The organism is Streptomyces sp. NPDC002809, from assembly GCF_040295435.1.
Taxonomy (GTDB): Bacteria; Actinomycetota; Actinomycetes; order Streptomycetales; family Streptomycetaceae; genus Streptomyces.
Map to the genome: position 1 here is coordinate 67,526 of NZ_JBEOVJ010000019.1, position 23,632 is coordinate 91,157.

Sequence of the window (23,632 nt, forward strand, 5' to 3'; positions counted from 1 at the left end):
CTCCGTCCCATGATCGGGCAGGGACACGAGGATCGCGCGGTGTCGGCGATATCGGCTACTGGGAGGTTCGCCCATGGGACGGACGCTCACACCTTTCATGTGGATCGACAGGGGAGAACCCATAGTAAAGGATCAGCAAAGTAGCGAGGTGGTGCAGTCGGCCGGGCTCCTGGACGACCGCCGCGGAGTGGGCGGGCCCGGGCCCGCCCGCTCTCCAGCAGCGGCGGGTGGGCGGGCCCGGCCCTGCCCGCGGTCAGAGCGGCTTCACCCAGCGCCGCCAGTGGTCCTCGCGGTGGTATCCGGCCGCTGCCCACGCGTGCTGGGCGCGCTCGTTGGCTTCCAGGACCATGGCGTCCGCCCGGCGGCCGCCGAGCGCGGTGAAACGGGAGTCAGCCGCTTCCAGCAACGCCGTCGCGATGCCCTGCCTGCGGAATCCGGGATGCACGGCCAGCCGGTACACGTGGCAGCGCCAGCCGTCGAAGCCGGCTATGACGCTTCCCACGAGCAGGCCGTCCCGCTCCACGAGGAGCAGGGCCTCCGGGTCCCGGTCGATCAGCCGGGACACCCCATTGCGGTCGTCACTGATGCTCGTTCCTTCTGCCGCCTCGCGCCAGAACGCCAAGACGTCGTCGACGTCGGCGAGGGCGGCGCAGCGGATGTGGAGATCACTCATGGGATGAGCCAAGCAGAGCGTCATCCCGATGGGCGAGCGAATTCCGGAGCTGCTCGGGCGCGTGGGCTCGGTGTCTCAGCTCGTGTGGCGTGGGCTCCGTGTTTCAGCGCGTGCGGGGTGGGCGCTTGAGGGGTGGGCGCTGTGTCTCAGCGCGTGAGGGGGCTCCGTTTCTCAGCGCAGATGCACCGGGAGCGACTCGATGCCGTACACGATCGACAGCTTCCGGAAGCCGAGATCCTGCGGCGGGACGGCGAGCCGCATGCCGGGGAACCGCCTGGCCAGTGCGGGGTACGCCACGCGCAGTTCCATGCGCGCCAGCTCGGCGCCGATGCAGCGGTGGATGCCGTGGCCGAAAGCCAGATGGCCGGCCGGGGTGGAGCGGTGCGGGTCGAAGCCCCCGTCGTCCGTGACGTACGAGGGATCGCGGTTGGCACCGCTCAGGGAGCACAGGACCATGTCGCCGCGCGGAATGACCACCCCGGCTATCTCGATGTCCTCACGGGCGAATCTGGGGAACGCCATCTGGACCGCGGAGAGATACCGCAGCACCTCCTCGACGAAGGGCGCGGTCATCGTGTCGTCCGTGCGCAGCCGTTCGAGAACGTCCCCGTTCTGCAGCAGGACCAGCGAGCCGAGCGCGATCGTGCTGGCCGTCGTCTCGAAGCCGCCGGTGAGCACTCCGTCGGCGAGACCCGCGAGCTCCTCGTCGTCGACGCTGTCCCCGTGCTCCCTCACGATCATGCCGAGCAGCCCGTCCCCGGGCTTCCGGCGCTGCGCCCTGACGACCTCCCTGAAGTAGTCCAGCGACGCGGACATGGCTCCGAAGGGTGCGGTCGTTCCGCCGAAGAGGTCGAAGCGGTCCATCGCGAGCTGTTGGAAGTCGTTCCGGTCCTCGTACGGCACACCCAGGAGTTCACAGATGGTGAGGGAGGGGACGGGCAGTGCGAACTCGTGCACCAGGTCGACGGGGCCGCGGGCGGCCTCCATGGCGTCCAGGCGTTCCTCGACGATCGCTTCGATCCGGGGTGCCAGGCGCCGCAGGCGGCGCATGGTGAACTCCGGGGTCAGGATGCGGCGCAGCCGCGTGTGCACCGGCGGATCGCTGAAGCCGAGCCCGCCCGGGCTCTGCTCGGGGGCGATCCCGGCGTTGCCCGCGAGGTGGGCGAAGTCCGTGCTGAACCCCTCGGCGGATCCCAGTACGGCCTTCGACTCCTCGTAGCCGGTGACCACCCACGCGTCCATGCCGAACGGCAGCGAAACCCGGGACACCGGGGCGCTCGCCCGCGTCGTGGCCACCCGGCGCACAGGATCGAGACCGTCGCGGCGCAGGAGCATGAGCAGTTCCTCCGGCAGCAGCTTGATCGTGGAGGAGCCGATTCCGTGCCGTTGGATCCTGGCCAGGTAGGTGCGCCCGAGCCGGGCGGTGATACGGGAACGGAACGTCGTACTCAATGTGCACTCCATGAGTCGTCGCGAGATCTGGTCGGTTGGCAGGCATTCGCCGCCAGGACGTGGCCGACTGCGCTGACTTCGGCTGCCTGACCAGGAATTATGACCACTTGTTCGGAAGAGGGGGCGGCCGGGTGCGATATCCGTCGCTCATCCTTCGACGGTACGGGGCCCGGAGCCCGAACGCCCGGGCCGGCCGACTGCGGTGATATGCCAGGTGACGGGGGTGTGCAGGGGATGCGGGCGGCCCGGGGGCCGGTGCCGGAAGACCGTCGGGGCCCTGCCGAGGCCCGTTCCCCTTGCCGGTGCTAGCAATCCCGCGCTAGCGTGAGGGGGTGCCCAAGACGCAGCTGAACGTTCGAGTGGACGAGGCCACCGCCGAGGCCGCGCGGCAGCGCGCGCTCCAGAGGGGGATGAGCGTGAACCGCTACATAGAGGAACTCGTCAAACAGGATGCGGGCGAGGTCGGCCATACGTTCGTCGAGGCCGCCGCCGACTTCATGAAGCAGTACGAATCGGTGTTCGCCGAGGAGTTCGGCCCGGAGCGCAAAGGCACCCGTTGAATCTCCGGATCCACCTTTCCTGGCTGCTCATGGTCGCCGAGCACAAGACACCCGGTGACCCCCAGGTCACCGACTGGGGCGCACTGGTCGCCGCGGTCGCACGGCACGAGGCGGAGATCTTCGGCAGCCCGGTCTACAGCGACCCGCATTCCAGGGCGGCAGCGCTGCTGCAACTGCTGTTGCACGTGCCCGCGCTGGAGCGCTCCAACGCGATGTTCGCCTCAGCCGTCGCCTACGGCTATCTCGTCGCGTCTGGGCTCAAAGTCATCACCTCGCCGGAACAGGTGCGCGATCTGGCGCTGCTGGTCAAGGAGGGCAAGGCGGACGTCCGGGCCATCGCCGACGAGCTGCGTCAGTGGAGCCTGTGACCCCGAAGGTGACCACCGGGGCCGGTGACTCCGACGGTGTCCACCGGGTCTGTGACTCGACGGGTGACCACCGGGGCCGGTGACCCCGACGAATCCGACGGATGACCACCAGGACCGTGTCCACGGGAACCTGTGACCGGCACGGTGACCACGCAGGTGTTCGGCGGGCCGGACCAGCACGCCCGCGGCCGTCAGCGGAGGCCCTCCCGCCCCCGGTCCACCACGGCCGACCGTCGTGCCACGCCCAGCACACACGAGGAGGTGGGCAGTCTGATGCCACCCTCCGGCATGTTCACCCTCCGGTACGTCTCCACCTCGAAGCCGGCCGCTTCGATCGCCGTGAGAGCGTCGCGCGAGGTGTGACATCCGCCAGCCAGCAGGGGCCAGACCGTGCGGTCCAGTGCGCGTTGGGTGGCGGCCATGGCGCGGCCGTCGGCCCGCACATGCTCGAAGAAGCGCAGCTCACCACCCGGCCGCAGGACCCGCCGGATCTCCGCGAGCGACTGCTGCACATCGCGTACGGTGCACAGCACGAGCGAGGCGACGGCTCCGTCGAACGCCTCGCTCTTCACCGGCAGCGCCTCCGCCGTACCAGGCACCACGTCGACCGGGATTCCGGCGCGCAGCGCGGACCGCACCGCCAACTGCCGCAGTGTGCGCTCGGGTTCGATCGCCACCACTTCGGAAACGGCCGGCGGGTAGTGGGCGAAGTTCAGGCCGTTTCCCGCCCCGATCTCGATGACCCGCCCCGACAGTCCCGACAGCAGCTCTGCCCGTACCGCGGCCAGGCCGGCGGCGGACTCGGCGGCCACGCTGAGCCGGGCGTAGCAACGGGCGAAGACGGGGTGGTGCACCGCGTCCTTCTGGATCTTCGTGCTCCGCAACCGCATGGCGGACCTCCTCGACGGGCCGGTCCGGGCGGGCCTGGTGCGGGCGTACGCCCTGCCGACCCGCTCGGCCGGAAAGGTTCGGCTACCTCGATTCTGCCCCCTTCGGCGCACCCCGTCCTGTGCCGTACCCCGTTCAGTCCGTGGGTCGGCTCCCGCCCAGCCGCTCGGCCAGCCAACTCCCGGCTCGGGCACGGAAGTCCGCAGGGGTGAGAGCTCCCGCGCCCGCCGGGACCACACCCAGCAGCGGAGCGCTCGCCGCCACCGGAAGGTCCGCCAGATTGCAGCGTTCCGCCAGGTCCGGCTCGGCGGGCATGCTGCCGACCACCACCCCGAGACAGTCGAGCCCGCGGGCGCGGAGCGCCTCCGAGGTCAGCGCCGTCGAGTTGAGCGTGCCGAGCCCGGCAGGCGCCACCACCAGGACCGGCGCCGCCAGCAGCCGAGCGGCGTCCGCCAGGGTCGCGCCGTCGTCGTCGAACCGTACGAGCAGCCCGCCCGCACCCTCGATCAGTACCAGATCGTGGTCGGTCGCCAGCTTCTCGGCGGCCTCGGCGACCTCGTGCGGTCGGACGGGGGCCATTCCGGCCCGCCGCGCGGCGGTCGCAGGCGCCAAGGGATCGGGGAAACGGGCCAGTTCGACCGCGGTCACATGACGGCCCGCCAGCCGCGCCACCTCGGCGGCATCACCCGGCTCACCCGGCACCAGGCCCGTCTGGGCCGGCTTGAGCACCGCCACCCGACGGCCCGCAGAGGCCGCCGCGACGGCCGCGGTCACGATCGTCTTGCCGATCTCGGTGCCCGTCCCCGTCACCACCAGAATGCTCATCTCAGCCCTCCCGAGCCGCAGCGCATACGGCGCGGCAGATCCGCGCCACGTCGTCGTCCCCGGTGACGTACGGCGGCATGGTGTACACGAGATCGCGGAACGGCCGCAGCCACACGCCCTCACGTACCGCCGCCCGTGTCGCGGATTCCATGTCCACCTCGTGATCGAGCTGGACGACACCGATCGCGCCCAGAACCCGCACGTCGCGGACCCCGGGCAGTTGCTCGGCCGCCGCCAGCCCGTCGCGCAGACCGGCTCCGATCCGTTTGACCTCCTGCTCCCAGTCCTGGCCGAGCAGCAGATCGATCGAGGCGCAGGCCACCGCCGAGGCCAGGGGATTGCCCATGAACGTCGGCCCGTGGGCGAGTACCGGAACCTCGCCGCGCGAGATGCCCTCGGCCACCGCGGTCGTGCACAGGGTCGCAGCCATCGTCAGATAGCCGCCGGTCAGGGCCTTGCCCACACACATGACATCGGGCGAGACCCCGGCGTGCTCGGCCGCGAACAGCTTGCCCGTACGTCCGAAACCCGTCGCGATCTCGTCGAACACCAGCAGTACGTCGTTCGCGTCGCAGGCCTCGCGCAGGACACGCAGGTACGCGGGCGAGTGGAAGCGCATGCCGCCCGCGCCCTGCACCACGGGTTCCACGATGACCGCGGCCAGCTCGTCCGCGTGGTGCGCGATCAGCTCGCGCAGATGTGCCGCGTACGCGGTGTCCGGCTCCGCGTCGAAGCCCGACGGCGGCTCGTCGGCGAAGACCTGCCGGGGCAGCGCCCCCGACCACAGCTCGTGCATGCCGCCCTCGGGGTCGCACACCGACATCGGCTGCCAGGTGTCCCCGTGGTACCCGCCGCGCCAGGTCAGCAGGCGTTGTTTCGCCGGCCGTCCGGCGGAACGCCAGTACTGGAGGCACATCTTCACGGCGACCTCGACCGACACCGACCCCGAGTCGGCGAGGAAGACGTGCTGCAACGGCGCCGGGGTGATCTCGACCAGCTTGGTGGCCAGCCGCACGGCGGGCTCGTGCGTGAGCCCGCCGAACATCACATGGCTCATCCGGTCCAGCTGGCTGCGTGCCGCCTCGTTCAGTACCGGGTGGTTGTACCCGTGCACGGCGGACCACCACGACGACATGCCGTCGACCAACTCAATTCGGCCGTCGGCGGGTTCGGCGAGCCTGAGCCGTACGCCGGAAGCGGACTCGACGACCAGCGGCTCCTGCCGGCCAGGCATGGGACCGTACGGATGCCAGACGTGGGCCCGGTCCAGGGCCCGCAGCCCGGCGGGGGAGAGCGGCTCAGGCATTGGGTGCGAGATCCGTACCCGCGCCGCGACGGCGGACCGCCACCAGGTCCGTACGAGCGGCCTGGGATCCGGCGGCTTCCGCGGGAGCGGTCTGAGCCTCCGGGCCGGTCTGCGCCTCCGGACCCTCACCGCACGGCGCGCACCCGCCGGCGTGCGAACCACAGCCGCCACCCGCGTCCGTGCGATGCCCGGGCAGGGTCGTCGTACCGGCGCCCTCCACCTCGAAGCCGGCGTCCGCGATCATGTCGAGGTCGGCCTGTCCCGCCTGGCCCTCACTGGTCAGATAGTCGCCCAGGAAGATCGAATTGACGAGATGAAGAGCCAGCGGCTGCATCGAACGCAGGTGCACCTCGCGCCCGCCCGCCAGCCGGACCTCCACGTCCGGGCAGACGAACCGGACCATCGCCAGAATGCGCAGACAGCGCTGCGGCGTCAGGTTCCACTCCTTGGCGAGCGGCGTCCCCTCGAACGGAATCAGGAAGTTGACGGGCACCGAGTCCGGGTCGAGGTCACGCAGGGCGAAGACCACGTCGACCAGGTCGGAGTCGCTCTCGCCCATACCGGCGATCAGCCCGGAACAGGCGGAGAGCCCGGCGGCCTGCGCCTGGTGCACCGTCTCCACACGGTCGGCGTAGGTGTGGGTGGTGGTGATGTCCCCGTACGTCCCCTCGGACGTGTTGAGGTTGTGGTTGTAGGCGTCGGCGCCCGCCGACCGCAGCCGGTCGGCCTGGCCGTCGGAGAGCAGACCGAGGCAGGCGCACACCTCGACGCCCTCGTTCTGTTCCTTGATCGCTTCGATGGTCTGCGACACCCGGTCGACGTCCCGGTCGGTCGGGCCCCGGCCGCTGGCGACCAGGCAGACGCGCTTGGCTCCACCGGCCACTCCCGCAGCCGCCGCCTTCGACGCCTCGTCGGGCTTCAGCCAGGTGTACTTCAGGATCTCGGCCTTGGATCCCAGCCGCTGGGAGCAGTACGAGCAGTCCTCGGGGCAGAGCCCGGACTTGAGATTGACCAGGTAGTTCAGCTTCACCCGCCGCCCGAACCACTGACGGCGCACCTTTCCGGCCGCGGCCACCACGTCGAGCAGTTCATCGTCCGGGGTCGCCAGTACGGCGAGCGCTTCTTCACGGGTCGGCAGCTCGCGCCGCAGCCCCTTGTCCACCAGCGTGTTCAGGAGGTCCATGGCGATGATCCTGACGCACAGCACCGCCCCGAGCCAAGGAGGAACCGGACAACAGAGGCCGCAGAGGGTGTGTGCATTGCCACACCATGCCCGGCTGCGCCCCCGGTTAGGGTCTGTGAGCTGCCTACAAAAGGGACCCGACCATGTCCTTCGCCCCGTTCGACTGGATCGACGAGGAGGCGCGCCGCCGCGCGGACGCCGGACTCGTCCGGACGCTCCGGCCCCGGCCCGCCGAACCGGAACTGCTGGACCTCGCGAGCAACGACTACCTCGGCCTCACCCGGCACCCGGAAGTGACCGCCGCGGCGGCCGACGCGGCGCGCCGCTGGGGCGGCGGCGCCACCGGCTCCCGGCTGGTCACGGGTTCCACCGCGCTGCACGCGGAGCTCGAACGCGAACTGGCCGACTTCTGCGGATTCGAGGCGGCTCTGGTGCTGTCCTCGGGCTATGCCGCCAACCTCGCGGCCCTCACCGCCCTGACCGGCCGCGGCTCGCTGATCGTGTCGGACGCGGGCAATCACGCCTCGATCGTCGACGGGTGCAGGCTCTCGCGCGCCGAGACGGCTGTGGTTCCGCACGCCGACCCCGAGGCGGTGCGCAAGACCCTGCAATCGCACCGGGGCAGAGCGCTGGCGGTCACCGACTCGGTCTTCTCGGTCGACGGCGACGCCGCACCGCTGGCCGAACTGGCCGCCGCCTGCCGCGCGGAGGATGCCGCGCTGCTCGTCGATGACGCGCACGGCCTGGGCGTCCTCGGCGACGGCGGCCGCGGTGCGCTCGCCGCGACGGGCCTGGCGGGCGGCGACGGCGTCGTCGCCACACTCACCCTCTCCAAGTCCCTGGGCAGCCAGGGCGGCGCGGTTCTCGGCCCGGCGCGGGTGATCGACCACCTGGTCAACACCGCCCGCACGTTCATCTTCGACACCGGGCTGGCACCGGCCGCCGTCGGTGCAGCGCTGGGCAGCCTGCGGCTTCTGCGCCGCGAGCCGGAACGCGCGGGCCGGGCCCGCGCGGTCGCCCTGGCGCTGCACGAGCAGTTGACGGCGGCCGGCCTGACCGCGGTCCGTCCCGACGCGGCCGTCGTCTCCGTACGCGCTCCCTCGGCCGATGCGGCCGTCCGCTGGGCGGCGGACTGCCGTACGGCCGGGATGGCGGTCGGGTGCTTCCGCCCGCCCTCCGTACCGGACGGCATCTCCCGGCTCCGGCTGACGGCGCGCGCGGACCTGACGGACGAGCAGATCGCGCAGGCGGTGGCGATCGTACGGCGGGCCGCTCCTGCGGGCTGACCCTCCGGGCCCGCTACCCGAGGCGTCGGCCCGCCGGGGGCTCAGTCCGCCGAACCGCCGTTCAGGGCGGTGACGAAGGAGGTCCAGGCCGCAGCGGAGAACAGCAGCGGCGGCCTGGACGCGTCCTTGGAGTCGCGCACGGCCAGCCTCCGGTTGCCGAAAGGCGCGGCCTCCACGCAGTTGTTCATTCCCGTGCTGCGGCTGCTGCGCCGCCACCGTAACGCGTGCTGTGCGAGGCAATCCGACATGACGCCCCCCTCGGGCAGTCCGGGGTCACCGACCGTCGCGGTCGATCGCGGCGATCAGGTCCAACGAGTGCTCCGGCGACAGCGCGTGTGCCTGCAGCGTGCGGAAGGCCGAGCTGTACGCCTCGAGGTCTTCTTTCCGCTCCAGGTAGAGGCTACTCGTCAAGTGGTCGAGAACGACCACATCCAGATCAGAAATGCTCGGAAAGGAGAAGATAACGAAAGGCCCGGTGAGGCCCACATAGCCGCCGACCGTGAATGGCAGCAACTGGAGCTGCACATGTGGGAGTTGGGCAACGCGGCTGAGATGGCGGAGCTGCTCCCGCATGACCCGGCGGCCGCCGACCTCGCGTCGTAGAACTGCCTCGTCCAGTACCGCGCTCAGCCTCAGCGGCGGATCGCTGCGCAGGACCCCCTGCCGCGCCAGCCGGACTTCCACCAGCGAGTCCAGCTGTCCGGTGGGCAGCCCGTCGAGTGAGGCGCGGGTCACCGCGCGGGCGTAGTCGGCGGTCTGCAACAGCCCCGGCACCACCGACGTCTCCAGCGTGCGCGCGGTGCGCGCCTGCGACTCCAGGCTGATGAAGTCGCGGTACTGCGGCGGGATCAGGCCGCGGTACGCGTGCCACCACCCCGTGCCCCCGCCGCCCGCCGAACCCGCGAGTGCCGCCAGGACCTCGCGCAACTTCGGGTCGTCCGTGCCGTACGCGTCGAGCAGCCGGGTCACATCGCCGGGCTGCACTCCGCTCACACCGGTCTCGATCCGGCTGACCTTCGACTGGTGCCAGCCGAGCAGTCGAGCCGCGTCCCGGCTCGTGAGTCCCGACGCATGGCGCAGACTCCGCAGCTCCTCCCCGAGCTTGCGGCGTCGCACCGCAGGGCCGTGCTGCATGTGGTGCCTCCCCTCCCACTCCCTGTCGAGCGGACAGTGTGGCGCCTTTACGGGACATCCGGGGCAGAGTTCACCGCTTCGAGCGACAGATATATGCATATCTTGGTGGATCGCCGTTACAGAGGGCAGCATCAGTGGCAATCTGGCGCGAAGCACAACCCGGACCAACGATCGCGGGGTCGCATCCGGGTGGGAAAGGACGGCTCGCCATGGCAGACCATCAAGAAGCAAGCGTCACTCTGCCGAGCGAGCCGGTCTCGGTCTCCGCGGCACGGAGATATGTGGCCCGGGTACTGGCCGACTGGGGACTTCCCGACGACACGGAGACGGGAGAGACCGTCCGGCTCATCGTCTCGGAGCTCGCGACCAACGCCGTCCAGCACACCTTCGGACAGTCACCCACCTTCACCGTGGACCTCCGGCTGGAGCGGGAGGAGCAGCTGCGCCTCGGGGTGACGGACAGTCACCCCCGGTGGCCGCAGCGGCTCCCTGCGGCCGTGCAGCAGGACAACGGGCGCGGCATGGTGATCATCCGCTCGCTGGCCAAGGAGTACGGCGGCCGACTGACCGTCACCCCCACCGCGGACGGCGGGAAGACGGTCTGGATCGCGCTGCCGTGGCACGTGGCCGCCCAGCACTGACTGCCCTGCCGCGCCCCGGTCAGAGAGGCGTCGCGGCCCGCCCGAATCCGCTGCGCAGCAGGGCTCGCAACGTCGCCGCCGCGGCACTGGCACGATCGCCGCGGTGCACCACCGAGATCGTCCGGCGGAACGCGGCCGGCTCCAGTCGCCGTACGGACAGCGGTGTCGGCGACATCGCGGCGACCATCTCGGGTACGACCGCCATGCCGATGCCGGCGCTGACCAGGGCGCAGACCAGCGCATAGCCGGGCGACTCGCAGACCACCGCCGGCAGCGCCCCGGCCTCGGCGAGTGCGCTCTCCACCCCGCGGCGCGGCGGATGTGTGGGTGCGCTGCTGATCAGGGGCCTGCCTGCCAGCTCCGTCACCGGGAGCCGTCCGCTGCCGTCGGCCAGGACCTGCCCGACCGCGGTGATCAGCACCAGTTCCTCGATCAGGAGCGGCTCGGACAGGACACCTGACGGCGGCGGCGTCGCGGCGCCGGGCTCGTAGTCATGGGTCAGCGCCAGATCCACCTCGCCGGCCGCCACTGCGGCGACCCCGCCCGGCGGCTCGTACTCGGTGACGGTCAGCTCCACGTCCGGGTGCGCCCGGCGGAACGCGCTCAGCACCGGCGGCAGCAGGTGAATGCCTGCCGTGGTGAAAGTGCCGACCCGCAGGCGGCCGCCGGAGAGTCCGGCCAGACGAGCCAGTTCGTGGCGGGCCTGCTCCATCTCGTCGAGTACCCGCCGGGCGCGCCCGGCGAGCAGTTCGCCCGCTGCCGTCAGCCGGGCCCCCCGGTGATGGCGCACCAGCAGCGCGGCCCCCGCCTCCCGCTCCAGCTTGGCGAGCTGCTGGGAGAGCGCCGGGGCGGTGTAGCCCAGGCGCGCGGCGGCCCGGGTGATCGAACCGGCCTCGGCGACCGCCACCAGGGCCGCGAGCCTTGTCGGGTCGTACATTAAGCGTTCCTTTTGGCAGACCCAGAAGATTGCAAGTACACGCTAAAGGCTCCGGCGGTCCAGGGTGGACCCATGGACGCACAACTGACCGCTTTCGTCGGGGTCGCCGCCGCCATGGTCGCCCTGCCCGGCGCGGACTTCACCGTCGTCGTACGCAACGCCCTCGCCTCGCGCGCGGCAGGGGTGGCGACCGCACTCGGGGTCGCCGGGGGGCTCCTCGTCCACACCGCGCTCGCCGTCGCCGGCCTGGCCGCCGTGCTGGTGGCGGTGCCCGTGCTGTTCCGGACCGTCCAGCTCCTGGGCGGCGCATACGTGCTCTACCTGGGCATCAGCGCCCTGTACGCGGCCAGGCGGCGCGCCGGGCAGGCGGCGGGGCCCGGGCCGGACGAGGGAGACGGTGGGCAGGCCACGATGGGAACAGGCCGCGCACTGCGCCAGGGGTTCCTGACCAATGCGCTGAACCCCAAGGCGCCCGTGCTCTTCCTGAGCCTCCTGCCGCAGTTCGTCCCGGCCGGGGCCGCGCCCCTGCCCAGGACGCTGCTGCTCGCCGCGATCGTCGTACTGCTGGCGCTGATCTGGTTCCCGGCCGTGGCGCTCCTGGTGGACCGCCTCGGCCGGTGGCTGCGCCGGCCGCGTACCGCCCGGGCGATCGAGGGCGGCAGCGGCGCGGCACTCACCGCACTGGGGCTGGTCCTGGTGACGGGCCCGCTGCTGCGCTGACGCGGGAGAACCGGCCCGGGCGGGGGAGAGGCTTCAGCGGACCCGCCCGTAGTAGACGCTCTTCGTCCAGATCTTCTCCAGGCGGACCACGGCGCCGGTCTTGGGCGAGTGCCAGATCTTGCCGCTGCCCGCGTAGATGCCCACGTGGTAGATGCTGCGGCCGGAATGGAAGAAGACCAGATCGCCGCGTTGCCGCTTGGAGGACGAGATGTGGCGGGTCTTGTTGTACTGCTGCTGGGCCGTGCGGGGGAGCTTCTTGCCCACCTTCTTGAACGAGTAGAGCGTCAGGCCGGAACAGTCGAAGCGGCTGGGCCCGGTGGCGCCCCACCGGTACGGCGCCCCCTTCTTCGACGCGGCGATGTTGAGCGCCTTGATCGAATGCGTCGCGGCCTGGGCATCGGTCGCGGCACCGGGAACGAACAGCGTGCCGCCGACAGCGGCGAGAGTCATGGCCGAGGCCGTTGTGGCCCGGGCGAGCAGAGACGGGACATGAACCTGCGCAGTCATGCGCAACCCTTCGTCAGCCGCCTGTGAAGGATGACCTGTCGGGTTCGGGCTGGCGAAGTCGCCCGGCCGCAGATGCGGCTTCACCCCGAGGGACGACCGGAGGTCCGGTCGGCCCGTTGTGCTCGGGTCCTCCACTCCTGCCGATCCACTCCTGTCGACCAGGCATCCGGACGGCGGCAGGACTCGGCGTCCGCCCGGACCGCCCCGCCGCGGTGGCGGGGGCTTGTCGTCCCAGGGATCTTGACTCACCGAGTGCCGGATTTCCGAGGGGGAACGGCGATATGTGAGGCTCGTCACGACTGGCCCGTTCGGGTGGACAGGTGACCTTTGGGGAGACGGCAGACGCTCGCCGGCCGGTGCCGTACCAGCGACGGAACGGGAGATTTCACCCACCGTCCACCGTGAAAGTGCAAATTGAGTTGTCCCTCGTGCGAAGTAACGTCTACGCCGAACGAGGGAGAATATTTGGTCGACGCGTCGGGCGTGTCGGGCCGAGGAGCACGTCAACTGGGAGGGGCGGGCGGGATGGTGACCCGCCCGGAGCGCCGTTCGCCGTCCAGTACGCGCAGCGCCCGGGTCAACGTGGCTGTGTGGATCCGCGCTTCACCCCGCTCGTGCATCAAGGCGAGCGCGTCCCGCAGTGCGGCCGAGTGAGAGGCCAGTGCCTGGGCGGCGCGCAGTGCGTCGTAGGTGTCGCCGCCGTTGGCCGGGTTGATCCGGCCCACCTGGTCGAGGACTTGCAGGTAGCGGTCGATGAACTCGCCCTCCGCGCGTGTCAGGGCGGGCAGTGGCGCGAACTCCGGTGGCTGCATCTCGGATTCACCGCGCCTGGTGCGGAGGCAGCGACAACGAGCGGTTCTGGACGATGTGGTCGACCAGTCCGTAGTCCTTGGCGCCCTCGGCGTCGAGGATGAGGTCGCGCTCGGTGTCGGCGGTGATCTGCTCGACGGGGCGGCCGGTGTGACGGGCCAGCATGCCGCTGAGCGTCTCGCGCATGCGGGCCAGTTCCCGTGCCTCGATCTCCAGGTCGGACGGCTGCCCCTGTACCGGCTCGGCGAGTTCGGGCTGCTGCACCACCACGCGGGCGCCCGGCAGGGCGTGCCGCCTGCCCGGAGCGCCCGCCGCGAGCAGCACGGCCGCACCGGCCCCCGCCTGGCCGAGGCAGAAGGTCTCCACCTCGCAGGTGAGGAAGTCCATCGTGTCGTAGACGGCGGTCATGGCGCCGAACGTGCCGCCGGGGGAGTTGATGTACAGCGAGATGGGCCGGTCGGGCGCGTCGTGTTCCAGGTACATGAACTGTGCGATCAGGTCGTTGGCCGCCGTGTCGTCGACGGGGGTGCCGAGGAACACGACCCGTTCGGCCAGCAGCTTGGAGTACGGGTCGAGCGTGCGGGTTCCCTGGGACGTGCGCTCGGTGAACTCGGGCAGTACGTGGCGGGCGGCGGCGCGGTACATGGTGAGGCCTCTCCTCCGGGGCGCGCGGGGCCATGAGGGCACTCGCGCACGCTTCTGTAAAAAATGTACAGGACGTACAGGCGGTTATGATGGGAGCATGGCCTACGAGATTCCGGTGACGCAAGCCCGAGCTGACCTCGCCGAACTGATCAACCGAGTCGTCTACGGCGGCGAGCGCGTGGTCGTGACGCGGCACGGCAAACCTCTTGTGGCGCTCGTATCGGCCGCTGACCTGGAGCGACTTGAGAGCGAGGAGGCGGCGGAGCAGGAGCAGGTGATCAGCTCGGTCTCCTCCATCGGCTCCAATGCGTCCGCTCCGGGCGAACGGCGCCGCTTCGGGATCGCCGCGGAACACAGAGGGCAGCAGGGCCCGGGCAACTGACCGGACGCGAAAGGGCCGTACGCCCCCGCCGTGGGGGTGTACGGCCCTTTTCGGGGGCGGGTCAGCCCGCCAGTGCGGGTCGGCGCTCGGGTGCGGTCTCGGGTGCGTCCGGTGCCGGGGCCCGGCGGCGGCCGCCGATGATCACCGCGGTCAGACCGAGCGCGGCCCACAGGGCGAGGGTCAGGACCGCGCCGCCCGCCGCGTGTCCGTCGAAGAACGCGACCGAGCGCAGCAGTGAGCCGCCCGCGCCCGGCGGCAGCCACTGGCCGATGGTGCCGACCGGCCGGGGAAGCAGTTCGGGCGCGCTGGTGACGCCCGAGAACGGGTTGCCGACAAGCACCATGAGCAGTGCCCCGAGGCCGATGCCCGCCGGTCCGATCAGTGCCGCGAGCCCCGCCACCGGTGCGCCGACGGCGAGCACGGTGAGGCCGAGTGCCCCCACCTCGCTCCACCAGCCACCGGTGATGACCCCGAGCCAGCTGTCGGTGAGCGCGGTTGCGACGACTCCCACCAGGGCGGCCACGCCGATCAGCGCCGAGGCCGCGTGCCCGCCGCGCAGCCGCAGCAGGGTCACGGCCGATCCGGCGGCCATGCCCGCGATCGCCAGCGGCAGGATGCTCGCGCCGAGCACGCTGCCGCGCGGATCCGCGGCCGGTGCCGCCACCACGTCCGTGACGGGTACCGCTGTGCCCGCCGGTGCGGATGCGGTCACCGCCTCGTTCAGCAGCTGGGCGACCACCGGGCCGGCCGCGGACGCGGTCAGCAGTTCCGGTCCTTTCGGGGTGGCCACGACCGCGCCGTATACGGCCCGGTCCTCGATTGCGGCGCGGGCGGCGGTCTCGGATTCGTACCGGTGGATCTCGAAAGCGCCGTCGCGCTGTTCGAGCTGCCGCTGGAGCTGATCGGCCGCCGGTGCGGAACCCGCGACGCCGACGGGGAGGTCTCTGGGCGCCATCCGGGCGGCGGGCCAGGCGAAAGCCCAGAGGACGAGGGCCACCACCGTGGGCACCAGCAGGACGACCGCCACCAAACGGCGGTTCGGGGCAGCGGACATGACGGGAACCTCGATTCAAAGAGAAGGATCGTTCGTTTTATGTATCGGCGTCACTCTCCGGCCGGGTGGCTCGCTTGTCAAGAAGGAACGTTCGTTTTACATTGGGGTCATGGCCCGTGTATCCCAGGAACACCTCGACGCCCGCCGTCGGCAGATCCTCGACGGCGCGGCGCGGTGCTTCGCCCGCGACGGATTCCATGCCGCTTCGATGCAGGACGTGCTGAAGGAGGTCGGACTGTCGGCCGGTGCCGTCTACCGCTACTTCAGCGGCAAGGAGGACCTGATCGACGCCATCGCGAGGGAGGCGGTCGGCGGGGTCCGGGAGGCGTTCGAGCGTGCTGCCCGCAGCAGTCCGCCGCCCACCCCGGAGGTGCTGATCGGCCGTGTGGCGCGCACCCTGTTCGGTGACGAGGTGGACGGGAGGGGTGGGCTGGACCGGCGGGCGTATGCCGGTCTGATCGTCCAGGTGTGGTCCGAAACGCTGCGCAGTGAGCGGCTGGCGGCCACGCTCGGTGAGGCGTACGAGGGCCTTCGGGTGTCATGGACCGAGCTGGTCGGTGTGTACCGCGCGAGCGGGATGCTCGCTGCCGAAGTGCCGGACGAGCACATCGCGCGCACGCTGATCGCCACCGCTCAGGGCTTCATCGTCCAACTCGCCATGTTCGGCGACGCGGGACCCGAGGTTCTCGAGAACGGTCTGCGCGGGCTGATGTCCATGGATCAGCAAAGGGGCAGTTAACGTGCCGGAAAAACTTCGGCTCTAACGTGCAATACCTCGCCGTGCGGCACCGGTTCGACGTTCAACAGACTGTTGACGGCGGCTAGTGTCTCGCTGCGCCCAGGGCCGGTACTGGGCGGACGACTGTGAGGTGGACACGTGCAACTGACCCCGCACGAGCAGGAACGCCTGCTCATACATGTGGCTGCTGATGTGGCCGAGAAGCGACGCGGGCGAGGGCTGCGGCTCAACCACCCCGAGGCCGTCGCCCTGATCACCTCCCACCTGCTGGAGGGGGCACGCGACGGTCGTACGGTCTCCGAACTCATGGCATCCGGACGCCAGGTGCTCACCCGTGACGACGTCATGGACGGCATAGCCGAGATGATCCACGACGTGCAGGTCGAGGCGACCTTCCCCGACGGCACCAAGCTCGTCACGGTCCACGACCCGATCGTCTGACGGGGCGCCGCCGATGATTCCGGGAGAGATCCTGTACGCGGACGGGCCCGTGCCGCTCAACGCGGGCCGGCCCGTCGTCCGCCTCACCGTCCTCAACGCGGCCGACCGGCCGGTCCAGGTCGGCTCGCACTACCACTTCGCCGAAGCCAACCCCGGCCTCGAGTTCGACCGGGAGGCAGCCCGCGGACTGCGGCTGAACATCGCCGCCGGGACGGCCGTCCGGTTCGAGCCCGGCATTCCCGTCGACATTGAACTCGTCCCGCTGGCGGGGCGGCGGATCGTCCCGGGCCTACGCGGTGAGACCGGAGGTCCCCTCGATGCCTGAGCTCCAACGCGCCGTATACGCCGACCTGTTCGGCCCCACCACCGGCGACAGGATCTGTCTCGCCGACACCGACCTGCTCGTCGAGATCGAGGAGGACCGCTGCGGCGGGCCCGGACGTGCGGGCGACGAGGCGGTGTTCGGCGGGGGAAAGGTGATCCGTGAGTCGATGGGGCAGGCGCGAACCACCCGCGCCGAAGGTGCGCCGGACACAGTGATCACCGGTGCCGTCGTCATCGACCACTGGGGCATCGTCAAGGCGGACATCGGCATCCGCGACGGCCGGATCACGGGGATAGGGAAGGCCGGCAACCCGGACACCATGGACGGCGTCCATCCGGACCTGGTGATCGGTCCCGAGACCGAAATCATCTCGGGCAACGGGAAGTTTCTGACCGCAGGCGCCATCGACGCCCATGTCCACTTCATCTCGCCGACCCTCGTCGACCAGGCTCTCTCCAGCGGCATCACCACCCTGGTCGGCGGCGGCACCGGTCCGGCCGAGGGCACGAAGGCCACCACCATCACCCCGGGGCCCTGGCATCTTGCGCGGATGTTCGAGGCGTTGGAGGCGTACCCGGTCAACATCGGACTGCTCGGCAAGGGCAACACGATGTCCCATGAAGCCATGCACTCCCAACTGCGGGCGGGTGCTCTCGGGTTCAAGATCCATGAGGACTGGGGCGCGACCCCCGCCGTCATCGACGCCTGTCTCAGGGTCTGCGAGGAGACGGGAGCCCAGCTCGCCATCCACACCGACACGCTCAACGAGGCAGGGTTCGTCGCCGACACCCTGGCCGCCATCGCAGGGCGCACCATCCACGCCTACCACACCGAGGGTGCGGGCGGCGGGCACGCCCCCGACATCATCAGCGTCGTCTCGGAGCCGCACGTACTGCCCAGCTCCACCAATCCGACGCGTCCGCACACCGTCAACACCATCGAGGAACACCTCGACATGCTGATGGTGTGCCACCACCTGAACCCTGCCGTGCCGGAGGACCTGGCGTTCGCCGAGTCGCGGATCCGGCCCTCGACGATCGCGGCCGAGGACATCCTGCACGACCTCGGTGCCATCTCGATCATCTCCTCCGACTCGCAGGCCATGGGGCGCATAGGCGAGGTCGTCCTGCGCACCTGGCAGACCGCCCACGTGATGAAGAAGAGGCGTGGTGCTCTGCCGGGTGACGGGCGGGCCGACAACCACCGAGTCCGTCGCTATGTCGCCAAATACACCATCAACCCGGCGGTGGCCCAGGGCCTGGACCGGGAGATCGGTTCCGTGGAGACCGGGAAACTCGCCGACCTGGTGCTGTGGGAGCCGGCCTTCTTCGGGGTCAAGCCGCAGACCGTCATCAAGGGCGGCCAGATCGCGTACGCGCAGATGGGCGACGCCAACGCCTCCATCCCCACCCCGCAACCCGTCCTGCCGCGTCCCATGTTCGGCGCGGTCGGCAGGGCCCCGGCCGCGAACTCTTTCAACTTCGTGTCGGGTGCGGCGATCGAGGACGGGCTGCCCGAACGGCTCGGGCTGGGGAAGCGGTTCGTTCCGATCACCAGTACCCGGGGCGTGACCAAGGCCGACATGAGGGAGAACGATGCGCGGCCCCGGGTGGACGTCGACCCGGACACCTTCGCCGTGACGATCGACGGCGATCCGGTCGAGCCGGCACCCGCCGCCGAACTTCCCATGACCCAGCGCTATTTCCTCTTCTGAGAACGGACGAAGGATGAGCCGTGCAGCCCTGCTCGTCCTGGCCGACGGCCGGTTCCCCGCCGGTGGTCACGCCCATTCCGGCGGCGCCGAGGCGGCCGTCGTGTCAGGACGCATCCGCAACGCGGACGACCTCGCCGACTTCTGCCGGGGCCGTCTGCACACGGCTGGGCTGACCGCCGCGGCGCTCGCCGCGGCAGCCGCCCACGGGCACGACCCGCTGGCCCTGGACGAGGCCGCCGACGCCCGTACGCCCTCACCCGCTCTGCGCGCGGTCGCACGCAAGCTCGGCCGGCAGTTGATGAGGGCCGCCCGCGCGACCTGGCCGAGCGAGGAGCTCGACGCGTTCGCCCTGGCCCGGCCACGCGGCGGCCACCAGCCGGTCGTGCTCGGCCTGACCGCGCGCGCGGCAGGGCTCGGGCCCGAGGACGCCGCCCACTGCGCCGCGTACGAGACGGTCGGCGGACCGGCCACGGCCGTGGTCCGGCTGCTCTCCCTCAACCCGTTCGACGCCACGGCCGTCCTGGCCCGGCTCGCCCCCGAGCTCGACCACGTCGCCGAGCAGGCCGTCGCTGCCGCGCACGGCCCCATCGGAGAACTCCCGTCCACCTCGGCCCCGTTGCTCGACATCGCCGCCGAGACCCACGCCGGTCGGCCGGTCCGGCTCTTCGCCTCATGACCCCGGCGCGCCGCACTGCGCGCCGCCCGAACCGCACAGGAGCCGCACCCATGCACCTCGACCACTCCCACCCGGGCCCGGCCGCCGTCGGCGCCGACGCCGCACGTCCCGACGGCACCCGACGAGCCCTGCGCATCGGCCTGGGCGGGCCGGTCGGATCCGGGAAGACCGCGACCGTGGCCGCTCTCTGCCGCACCCTGCGCGACCAGCTGTCCCTGGCCGTCGTCACCAACGACATCTACACCCGGGAGGACGCGGCCTTCCTGCTGCGCAACGCGGTGCTGCCGCCCGAGCGGATCCAGGCCGTCGAGACCGGAGCCTGCCCGCACACCGCCATCCGCGACGACATATCCGCCAACCTCGAAGCCGTCGAGGACCTGGAGGACACCGTGGGTCCGCTCGACCTCATCCTCGTGGAATCCGGCGGTGACAACCTCACGGCCACCTTCTCCAAGGGGCTCGTGGACGCCCAGATCTTCATCATCGACGTCGCGGGCGGCGACGACATCCCGCGCAAGGGCGGTCCCGGCGTCACCGCATCCGACCTGCTGGTGATCAACAAGACCGACCTGGCGCCGTACGTCGGCTCCGACCTCGGCCGGATGGCCCGCGACGCCGCACAGCAGCGTGGCGAACTGCCCGTCGCCTTCACCTCGCTCACCTCGGGCGAAGGCGTCGGCCCGGTCGCTGACTGGGTGCGGGGGCAGCTCGCCTCCTGGACCGCGTGAGCGTCCGGGCCACCGCCCGTATCACCGCCGTACGCGACGGGCGCGGCGCCACCGCGCTCCCCGTCCTGGAGAGCGGCGGACCGCTCGCCCTGCGGCGGACGAGGGCCGCCCTCCCCGGGGCGGCGCGTGTCACCGTCGTGGGCGCGATGAGCGCCCCGCTCGGCGGGGACCGGCTCGCCATCGAGGCGCGGGCCGGGCAGGGCGCCCGGCTCACCGTCGGCTCGGCGGCGGCCACGGTCGCCCTGCCCGGCCCCGGAGCGGCCCCGGCCCGCTACGACATCGTGCTGAACGTGGAGGAGGGTGCCGAGCTCAACTGGCTTCCCGAACAGCTTATTTCGGCGCAAGGCAGCGAGCTCCACATGGCTACCGTCGTCGAACTCGCCCCCACCGCACGGATGATGCTGCGCGAGGAGCTGATTCTCGGCCGGTACGGCGAGACCACCGGCACCCTCCTGAGCAGGCTCACCGTCCGCCGCGCCGGACGCCCGATCCTCGATCAGCAACTGGCGTACGGACCGGGAGCACCCGGCGGCTGGGACGGCCCGGCCGTCCTCGGCGGCCACCGAGCCATCGGCCAACTGCTCGTCGTGGACCCGGCCTTCGACGAAACGGGCCCGGAGACCGGACTGCTGGGATCCACCGCCGTGCTCACCCGTCTCGCGGGCCCCGCCGCCCTGGTGACCGTACTCGCCGCCGACGCGAGGGAGCTGCGCTCCGTGCTGGACCGGGCGGCGGAGGAGCTGACGGCCCCCGCGGGCTGAGCACTGCGGCAGGACACCGCTGGCAGGACATGGCTGTCCGGTTATCGATTCGGTAAAGAAGTATGTGTGCGATCTGTTCTCAGGCGGCTCACAGGAGACAGGATCCGCGGGAGGTACCTACTGAACTGCGCCGCACCCGAAGGCGCTTCACCATGGGGGAGGTTCCACTTGAGACGCACAGCAGCGCTCGGCTCGGCCGGTGCTCTGATCGCGGGCACGCTCATAGCGGGCGCGATAGCCGCACCGGCTGCCACCGCCGACGGCCGCCACCACAACGGCTCCGAGGCACGCGGCGTCCAGCTGGCCGCGGCACGCGCGGCCAGGGCCGGCATCGACTGGGCGGACTGTCCGGCCGACTGGGCCATCGCGGCACCGATCCAGTGCGGATGGGTCACCGTCCCGCTCGACTACGCCCGGCCCGACGGCAAACAGATCAAGATAGCCGTCGACCGGCACGTCAGCACCGGGACCAGCAGCGAGCGCCAGGGCGCCCTGATCTACAACCCGGGCGGCCCGGGCGGCTCGGGCATGGCGTTCCCCAAGCGGATCGCCACGAAGAGCCCGCTCTGGCTGAACGCGGCGAAGGCCTATGACTTCGTGGGCTTCGACCCCCGCGGCGTCGGCCATTCGGCGCCGATCTCCTGCATCGACCCGCAGGAGTTCGTCAAGGCCCCCAAGGCCGACCCGGTGCCCGACTCCGAGGCCGACAAACGCGCCCAGCGCAAGCTCGCCGCCGAGTACGCGGACGGCTGTGCCGAACGCAGCGGCGACATGCTGCCGCACATGACGACGCCGAACACCGCACGCGACCTGGACGTCATCCGGGCCGCGCTCGGCGAGAAGAAGCTCAACTACCTGGGCGTCTCCTACGGCACCTACCTGGGCGCGGTCTACGGCACGCTCTTCCCGTCCCATGTCCGCCGCATGGTCGTCGACAGCGTCGTCAACCCGGCGAAGGACAACATCTGGTACCAGGCGAACCTCAACCAGGACATCGCCTTCCAGAAGCGCTGGGACGACTGGAAGGCCTGGGTCGCCGCCAACGACGCCGCCTTCCACATCGGCGACACGCCGCAGAAGGTCGAGCAGGAGTGGCTGAAGCTGCGCGCAGCCGCCAAGAAGAGCCCGATCGGTGGCGTCCTCGGTCCCGCCGAGCTCATCGGCTTCTTCCAGAGCGCCCCGTACTACGACTCCGCCTGGGCACCCACCGCCCGGACCTGGAGCGCCTACCGGGCCGGTGACACCCAGGCACTGATCGATGCCGCCGCCCCCGACCTGACGGACACGGCGGGCAACATCCGGTCCGAGAACAGCAACGCCGTGTACACGGCGGTCGAGTGTGCTGACGCCAAGTGGCCCACCAGCTGGCAGAAGTGGGACCGCGACAACACCCGGCTGCACAAGGACTACCCGTTCATGACCTGGGCCAACGCCTGGATGAACCTTCCCTGTGCGACCTGGCAGGCCAAGCAGCAGACCCCGCTCGACGTCCGCACCGGCAAGGGACTGCCCCCGGTGCTGATCGTGCAGTCCACGCGTGACGCCGCCACTCCGTACGAGGGCGCCGTCGAACTGCACAAGCGTTTCGCGGGCTCGCGCCTCATCACGGAGGAGGGCGCCGGATCGCACGGCGTCACGGGCCTGGTCAACCCCTGCATCAACGAGCGGGTGGACAGCTACCTGCTCACCGGGAAGACCGACCGGCGCGATGTGACGTGCACCCCGCACGCCACGCCGAAGCCGTAGCACCCGAGTGACGGGACGGGCCGCCGGCAGGTCACCGGCGGCCCGTCCCTGTTGGCCGGAGCGGCTCACGCCTCCCGGCCGTACCGCTCCAGCCAGGCGTCCTCCGCCGCGTAGTCGAAGAGCCCGGTGCCGTAGTTCCGCGCCATCGCCGGATAGGCGTCCGTCCAGTCACGGCCCGCGAGCTGCCCGGCGATCCACTCGACCGTCTCCGGCAGCGACTCGGCATAGCCCGTCACCGCCCGGTACCCGAGCTCCCGCTCCGCCGCCGTCATGTCGTACACGAGGGGATGCGGAGTGGTCCAGGGCGTGTCACCCACGCCCTCCGGTGTGGCGGCCCCCGGCATCAGCACGGTCTGCGAACTCCTGCCCAGCACCGCATCCACCGCCTCGCCGATCTCCGCGACCGTCGGTGCCTGCGGATCGGCGGCGTTGAGCACCCGCGAGCCCGGCTTCAGCGCGGCGAGGCGGATCAGCTCCGCCACGTTGGAGGCATGGACGGGATGGAAGCGCGAGGTCCCTCCGTACGCCAGGACCCGCCGCGTGCGACCGTCCAGGGCCCGCTTCACGAAGTAGAGCTCCCGCGGTGTGCGGCCGTACGGGCCGTGGACCGCGCCCGCCCGCAGCAGTGTGACCGGCAGCGAGTCACCTGCCGCCAGCAGGTCCTGCTCCAGCCGGATCTTCCGCGTCGCGTACGTGGCCCCGCCCGGCGCGACCGTGGTCTGCGACTCCGGAACGGGCACCGGGTAGCGGGGTGCCCCGTCCGGCTCGTCCTGGGTGTCGAAACCGCGGCCTCGGTCGTCCACGTACACCGCACCGCTGGAGACGACCACCGCGGAGCCGATCCGGTCCGCGAGAGCCGTCAGCTGCCGGGCGTGCTGCTCGCCGTACGCCACCACGTCCACCAGTACGTCGCAGCCGTCGCCCAGCGCCGTGGCGAGCGCGCCGTCCTCGTCGCGGTCCAGAGCGGCCGTCCGGACGTCCTCGTGCCAACTCGTGTCACGGCCACCACCGCGCGAGGCAGCAGTGACCTCCCAGCCGTCCTCGACGAGCGAGCGCACCGTGGCCCGCCCGATCTGACCCGTCGCTCCCAGTACCCACGCGTGTCCCTTGCTCATGCACCGCACGCTAGGG

28 protein-coding genes and 1 riboswitch are annotated in these 23,632 nt (G+C 71.1%); of the genes, 14 read left to right on the forward strand and 14 right to left on the reverse strand.

The window, feature by feature from the left end; genetic code table 11:
• Nucleotides 1-253: 253 nt before the first annotated feature.
• Together ABT025_RS14675 and ABT025_RS14680 are read right to left on the reverse strand one after the other, a co-directional pair.
• Nucleotides 254-673, reverse strand: coding sequence for a GNAT family N-acetyltransferase (locus ABT025_RS14675; RefSeq protein ID WP_350993774.1), 420 nt, complete (start codon nucleotides 671-673; stop codon nucleotides 254-256).
• A 171-nt stretch (nucleotides 674-844) separates the two neighbouring features.
• Nucleotides 845-2,125 carry a cytochrome P450 gene (locus tag ABT025_RS14680; protein WP_350993775.1) on the reverse strand — a complete coding sequence of 427 codons (1,281 nt, stop codon included), beginning with the start codon at nucleotides 2,123-2,125 and terminating at the stop codon, nucleotides 845-847.
• 332 nt (nucleotides 2,126-2,457) lie between these two features.
• Between ABT025_RS14680 and ABT025_RS14685 the strand changes: the two genes are divergently transcribed.
• Entirely contained in the window at nucleotides 2,458-2,685 is a 228-nt protein-coding gene (locus ABT025_RS14685; RefSeq protein ID WP_030921856.1) for a hypothetical protein, read from the forward strand.
• Nucleotides 2,682-3,053 carry a fic family toxin-antitoxin system, toxin component gene (locus ABT025_RS14690; RefSeq protein WP_145767569.1) on the forward strand — a complete coding sequence of 124 codons (372 nt, stop codon included), beginning with the start codon at nucleotides 2,682-2,684 and terminating at the stop codon, nucleotides 3,051-3,053. The genes ABT025_RS14685 and ABT025_RS14690 overlap by 4 nt, the downstream gene beginning before the upstream one ends.
• 191 nt (nucleotides 3,054-3,244) lie before the next feature.
• On the opposite strand, the gene ABT025_RS14695 is transcribed toward ABT025_RS14690, so the two are convergent.
• From ABT025_RS14695 to bioB, 4 genes are all read right to left on the reverse strand, one after another.
• Entirely contained in the window at nucleotides 3,245-3,943 is a 699-nt protein-coding gene (locus ABT025_RS14695; protein WP_350993776.1) for a class I SAM-dependent methyltransferase, read from the reverse strand.
• Nucleotides 3,944-4,076: 133 nt separating this feature from the next.
• Entirely contained in the window at nucleotides 4,077-4,766 is a 690-nt protein-coding gene (gene bioD, locus ABT025_RS14700) for a dethiobiotin synthase (RefSeq protein WP_350993777.1), read from the reverse strand.
• Between the two features lies 1 nt (nucleotide 4,767).
• Complete coding sequence (locus tag ABT025_RS14705) at nucleotides 4,768-6,072, reverse strand: adenosylmethionine--8-amino-7-oxononanoate transaminase (protein ID WP_350993778.1); 1,305 nt, start codon at nucleotides 6,070-6,072, stop codon at nucleotides 4,768-4,770.
• Nucleotides 6,065-7,255 carry a biotin synthase BioB gene (gene bioB / locus ABT025_RS14710; RefSeq protein ID WP_350993780.1) on the reverse strand — a complete coding sequence of 397 codons (1,191 nt, stop codon included), beginning with the start codon at nucleotides 7,253-7,255 and terminating at the stop codon, nucleotides 6,065-6,067. Before bioB ends, ABT025_RS14705 begins: the two co-directional genes overlap by 8 nt.
• Before the next feature lie 143 nt (nucleotides 7,256-7,398).
• Between bioB and ABT025_RS14715 the strand changes: the two genes are divergently transcribed.
• Nucleotides 7,399-8,541, forward strand: coding sequence for an 8-amino-7-oxononanoate synthase (locus ABT025_RS14715; RefSeq protein ID WP_350993782.1), 1,143 nt, complete (start codon nucleotides 7,399-7,401; stop codon nucleotides 8,539-8,541).
• Between the two features lie 41 nt (nucleotides 8,542-8,582).
• Here ABT025_RS14715 and ABT025_RS14720 read toward each other — a convergent pair whose 3' ends face one another.
• Both ABT025_RS14720 and ABT025_RS14725 read right to left on the reverse strand, forming a co-directional pair.
• Nucleotides 8,583-8,789 carry a DUF397 domain-containing protein gene (locus tag ABT025_RS14720; RefSeq protein WP_350993784.1) on the reverse strand — a complete coding sequence of 69 codons (207 nt, stop codon included), beginning with the start codon at nucleotides 8,787-8,789 and terminating at the stop codon, nucleotides 8,583-8,585.
• A gap of 25 nt (nucleotides 8,790-8,814) precedes the next feature.
• Nucleotides 8,815-9,675 (reverse strand): helix-turn-helix domain-containing protein, encoded by an 861-nt coding sequence (locus ABT025_RS14725; protein WP_350993786.1) that lies wholly within the window; start codon nucleotides 9,673-9,675, stop codon nucleotides 8,815-8,817.
• A gap of 209 nt (nucleotides 9,676-9,884) precedes the next feature.
• On the opposite strand from ABT025_RS14725, the gene ABT025_RS14730 reads away from it, so the two are divergent.
• On the forward strand, nucleotides 9,885-10,316 hold the full coding sequence (locus ABT025_RS14730; RefSeq protein ID WP_350993788.1) for an ATP-binding protein: 432 nt from the start codon (nucleotides 9,885-9,887) through the stop codon (nucleotides 10,314-10,316).
• A 19-nt stretch (nucleotides 10,317-10,335) separates the two neighbouring features.
• On the opposite strand, the gene ABT025_RS14735 is transcribed toward ABT025_RS14730, so the two are convergent.
• Entirely contained in the window at nucleotides 10,336-11,253 is a 918-nt protein-coding gene (locus ABT025_RS14735) for a LysR family transcriptional regulator (RefSeq protein ID WP_350993790.1), read from the reverse strand.
• Nucleotides 11,254-11,325: 72 nt separating this feature from the next.
• On the opposite strand from ABT025_RS14735, the gene ABT025_RS14740 reads away from it, so the two are divergent.
• Nucleotides 11,326-11,973, forward strand: coding sequence for a LysE family translocator (locus ABT025_RS14740; protein ID WP_350993792.1), 648 nt, complete (start codon nucleotides 11,326-11,328; stop codon nucleotides 11,971-11,973).
• 33 nt (nucleotides 11,974-12,006) lie between these two features.
• On the opposite strand, the gene ABT025_RS14745 is transcribed toward ABT025_RS14740, so the two are convergent.
• The 3 genes from ABT025_RS14745 to ABT025_RS14755 form a co-directional block, all read right to left on the reverse strand.
• Nucleotides 12,007-12,480: a C40 family peptidase gene (locus tag ABT025_RS14745; RefSeq protein WP_350993794.1), complete on the reverse strand. Its 474-nt coding sequence runs from the start codon at nucleotides 12,478-12,480 to the stop codon at nucleotides 12,007-12,009.
• Between the two features lie 3 nt (nucleotides 12,481-12,483).
• A riboswitch (cyclic di-AMP (ydaO/yuaA leader) is annotated at nucleotides 12,484-12,655 on the reverse strand.
• Between the two features lie 328 nt (nucleotides 12,656-12,983).
• The gene (locus ABT025_RS14750) at nucleotides 12,984-13,292 is read right to left on the reverse strand and encodes a hypothetical protein (RefSeq protein WP_350993796.1); all 309 of its coding nucleotides are present in this window, start codon (nucleotides 13,290-13,292) and stop codon (nucleotides 12,984-12,986) included.
• Between the two features lie 7 nt (nucleotides 13,293-13,299).
• On the reverse strand, nucleotides 13,300-13,935 hold the full coding sequence (locus ABT025_RS14755; protein WP_350993798.1) for an ATP-dependent Clp protease proteolytic subunit: 636 nt from the start codon (nucleotides 13,933-13,935) through the stop codon (nucleotides 13,300-13,302).
• A gap of 97 nt (nucleotides 13,936-14,032) precedes the next feature.
• On the opposite strand from ABT025_RS14755, the gene ABT025_RS14760 reads away from it, so the two are divergent.
• Complete coding sequence (locus ABT025_RS14760) at nucleotides 14,033-14,317, forward strand: type II toxin-antitoxin system Phd/YefM family antitoxin (protein WP_350993800.1); 285 nt, start codon at nucleotides 14,033-14,035, stop codon at nucleotides 14,315-14,317.
• A 61-nt stretch (nucleotides 14,318-14,378) separates the two neighbouring features.
• On the opposite strand, the gene ABT025_RS14765 is transcribed toward ABT025_RS14760, so the two are convergent.
• Nucleotides 14,379-15,371 (reverse strand): ABC transporter permease, encoded by a 993-nt coding sequence (locus ABT025_RS14765; protein ID WP_350993802.1) that lies wholly within the window; start codon nucleotides 15,369-15,371, stop codon nucleotides 14,379-14,381.
• Between the two features lie 109 nt (nucleotides 15,372-15,480).
• Between ABT025_RS14765 and ABT025_RS14770 the strand changes: the two genes are divergently transcribed.
• The 8 genes from ABT025_RS14770 to ABT025_RS14805 all read left to right on the forward strand — a co-directional run bounded on the left by ABT025_RS14770 (nucleotide 15,481) and on the right by ABT025_RS14805 (nucleotide 22,501).
• A complete protein-coding gene (locus ABT025_RS14770; RefSeq protein ID WP_350993805.1) occupies nucleotides 15,481-16,110 on the forward strand; it encodes a TetR/AcrR family transcriptional regulator in 630 nt (209 codons plus the stop codon).
• Between the two features lie 138 nt (nucleotides 16,111-16,248).
• Nucleotides 16,249-16,551 (forward strand): urease subunit gamma, encoded by a 303-nt coding sequence (locus ABT025_RS14775; RefSeq protein WP_350993807.1) that lies wholly within the window; start codon nucleotides 16,249-16,251, stop codon nucleotides 16,549-16,551.
• A 13-nt stretch (nucleotides 16,552-16,564) separates the two neighbouring features.
• Nucleotides 16,565-16,876 (forward strand): urease subunit beta, encoded by a 312-nt coding sequence (locus ABT025_RS14780; RefSeq protein WP_350993809.1) that lies wholly within the window; start codon nucleotides 16,565-16,567, stop codon nucleotides 16,874-16,876.
• Complete coding sequence (locus ABT025_RS14785) at nucleotides 16,869-18,590, forward strand: urease subunit alpha (RefSeq protein ID WP_350993811.1); 1,722 nt, start codon at nucleotides 16,869-16,871, stop codon at nucleotides 18,588-18,590. The genes ABT025_RS14780 and ABT025_RS14785 overlap by 8 nt, the downstream gene beginning before the upstream one ends.
• Nucleotides 18,591-18,603: 13 nt before the next feature.
• Nucleotides 18,604-19,266, forward strand: coding sequence for an urease accessory protein UreF (locus tag ABT025_RS14790; RefSeq protein WP_350993813.1), 663 nt, complete (start codon nucleotides 18,604-18,606; stop codon nucleotides 19,264-19,266).
• Nucleotides 19,267-19,316: 50 nt separating this feature from the next.
• The gene (gene ureG, locus ABT025_RS14795; RefSeq protein WP_350993815.1) at nucleotides 19,317-19,994 is read left to right on the forward strand and encodes an urease accessory protein UreG; all 678 of its coding nucleotides are present in this window, start codon (nucleotides 19,317-19,319) and stop codon (nucleotides 19,992-19,994) included.
• Nucleotides 19,991-20,755: an urease accessory protein UreD gene (locus ABT025_RS14800; RefSeq protein ID WP_350993817.1), complete on the forward strand. Its 765-nt coding sequence runs from the start codon at nucleotides 19,991-19,993 to the stop codon at nucleotides 20,753-20,755. Before ureG ends, ABT025_RS14800 begins: the two co-directional genes overlap by 4 nt.
• 168 nt (nucleotides 20,756-20,923) lie before the next feature.
• Nucleotides 20,924-22,501: an alpha/beta hydrolase gene (locus ABT025_RS14805; RefSeq protein ID WP_350993819.1), complete on the forward strand. Its 1,578-nt coding sequence runs from the start codon at nucleotides 20,924-20,926 to the stop codon at nucleotides 22,499-22,501.
• A gap of 65 nt (nucleotides 22,502-22,566) precedes the next feature.
• Here the strand turns inward: ABT025_RS14805 and ABT025_RS14810 are convergent, their stop codons facing one another.
• Complete coding sequence (locus ABT025_RS14810) at nucleotides 22,567-23,616, reverse strand: NAD-dependent epimerase/dehydratase family protein (protein ID WP_350993822.1); 1,050 nt, start codon at nucleotides 23,614-23,616, stop codon at nucleotides 22,567-22,569.
• Nucleotides 23,617-23,632: the final 16 nt, after the last annotated feature.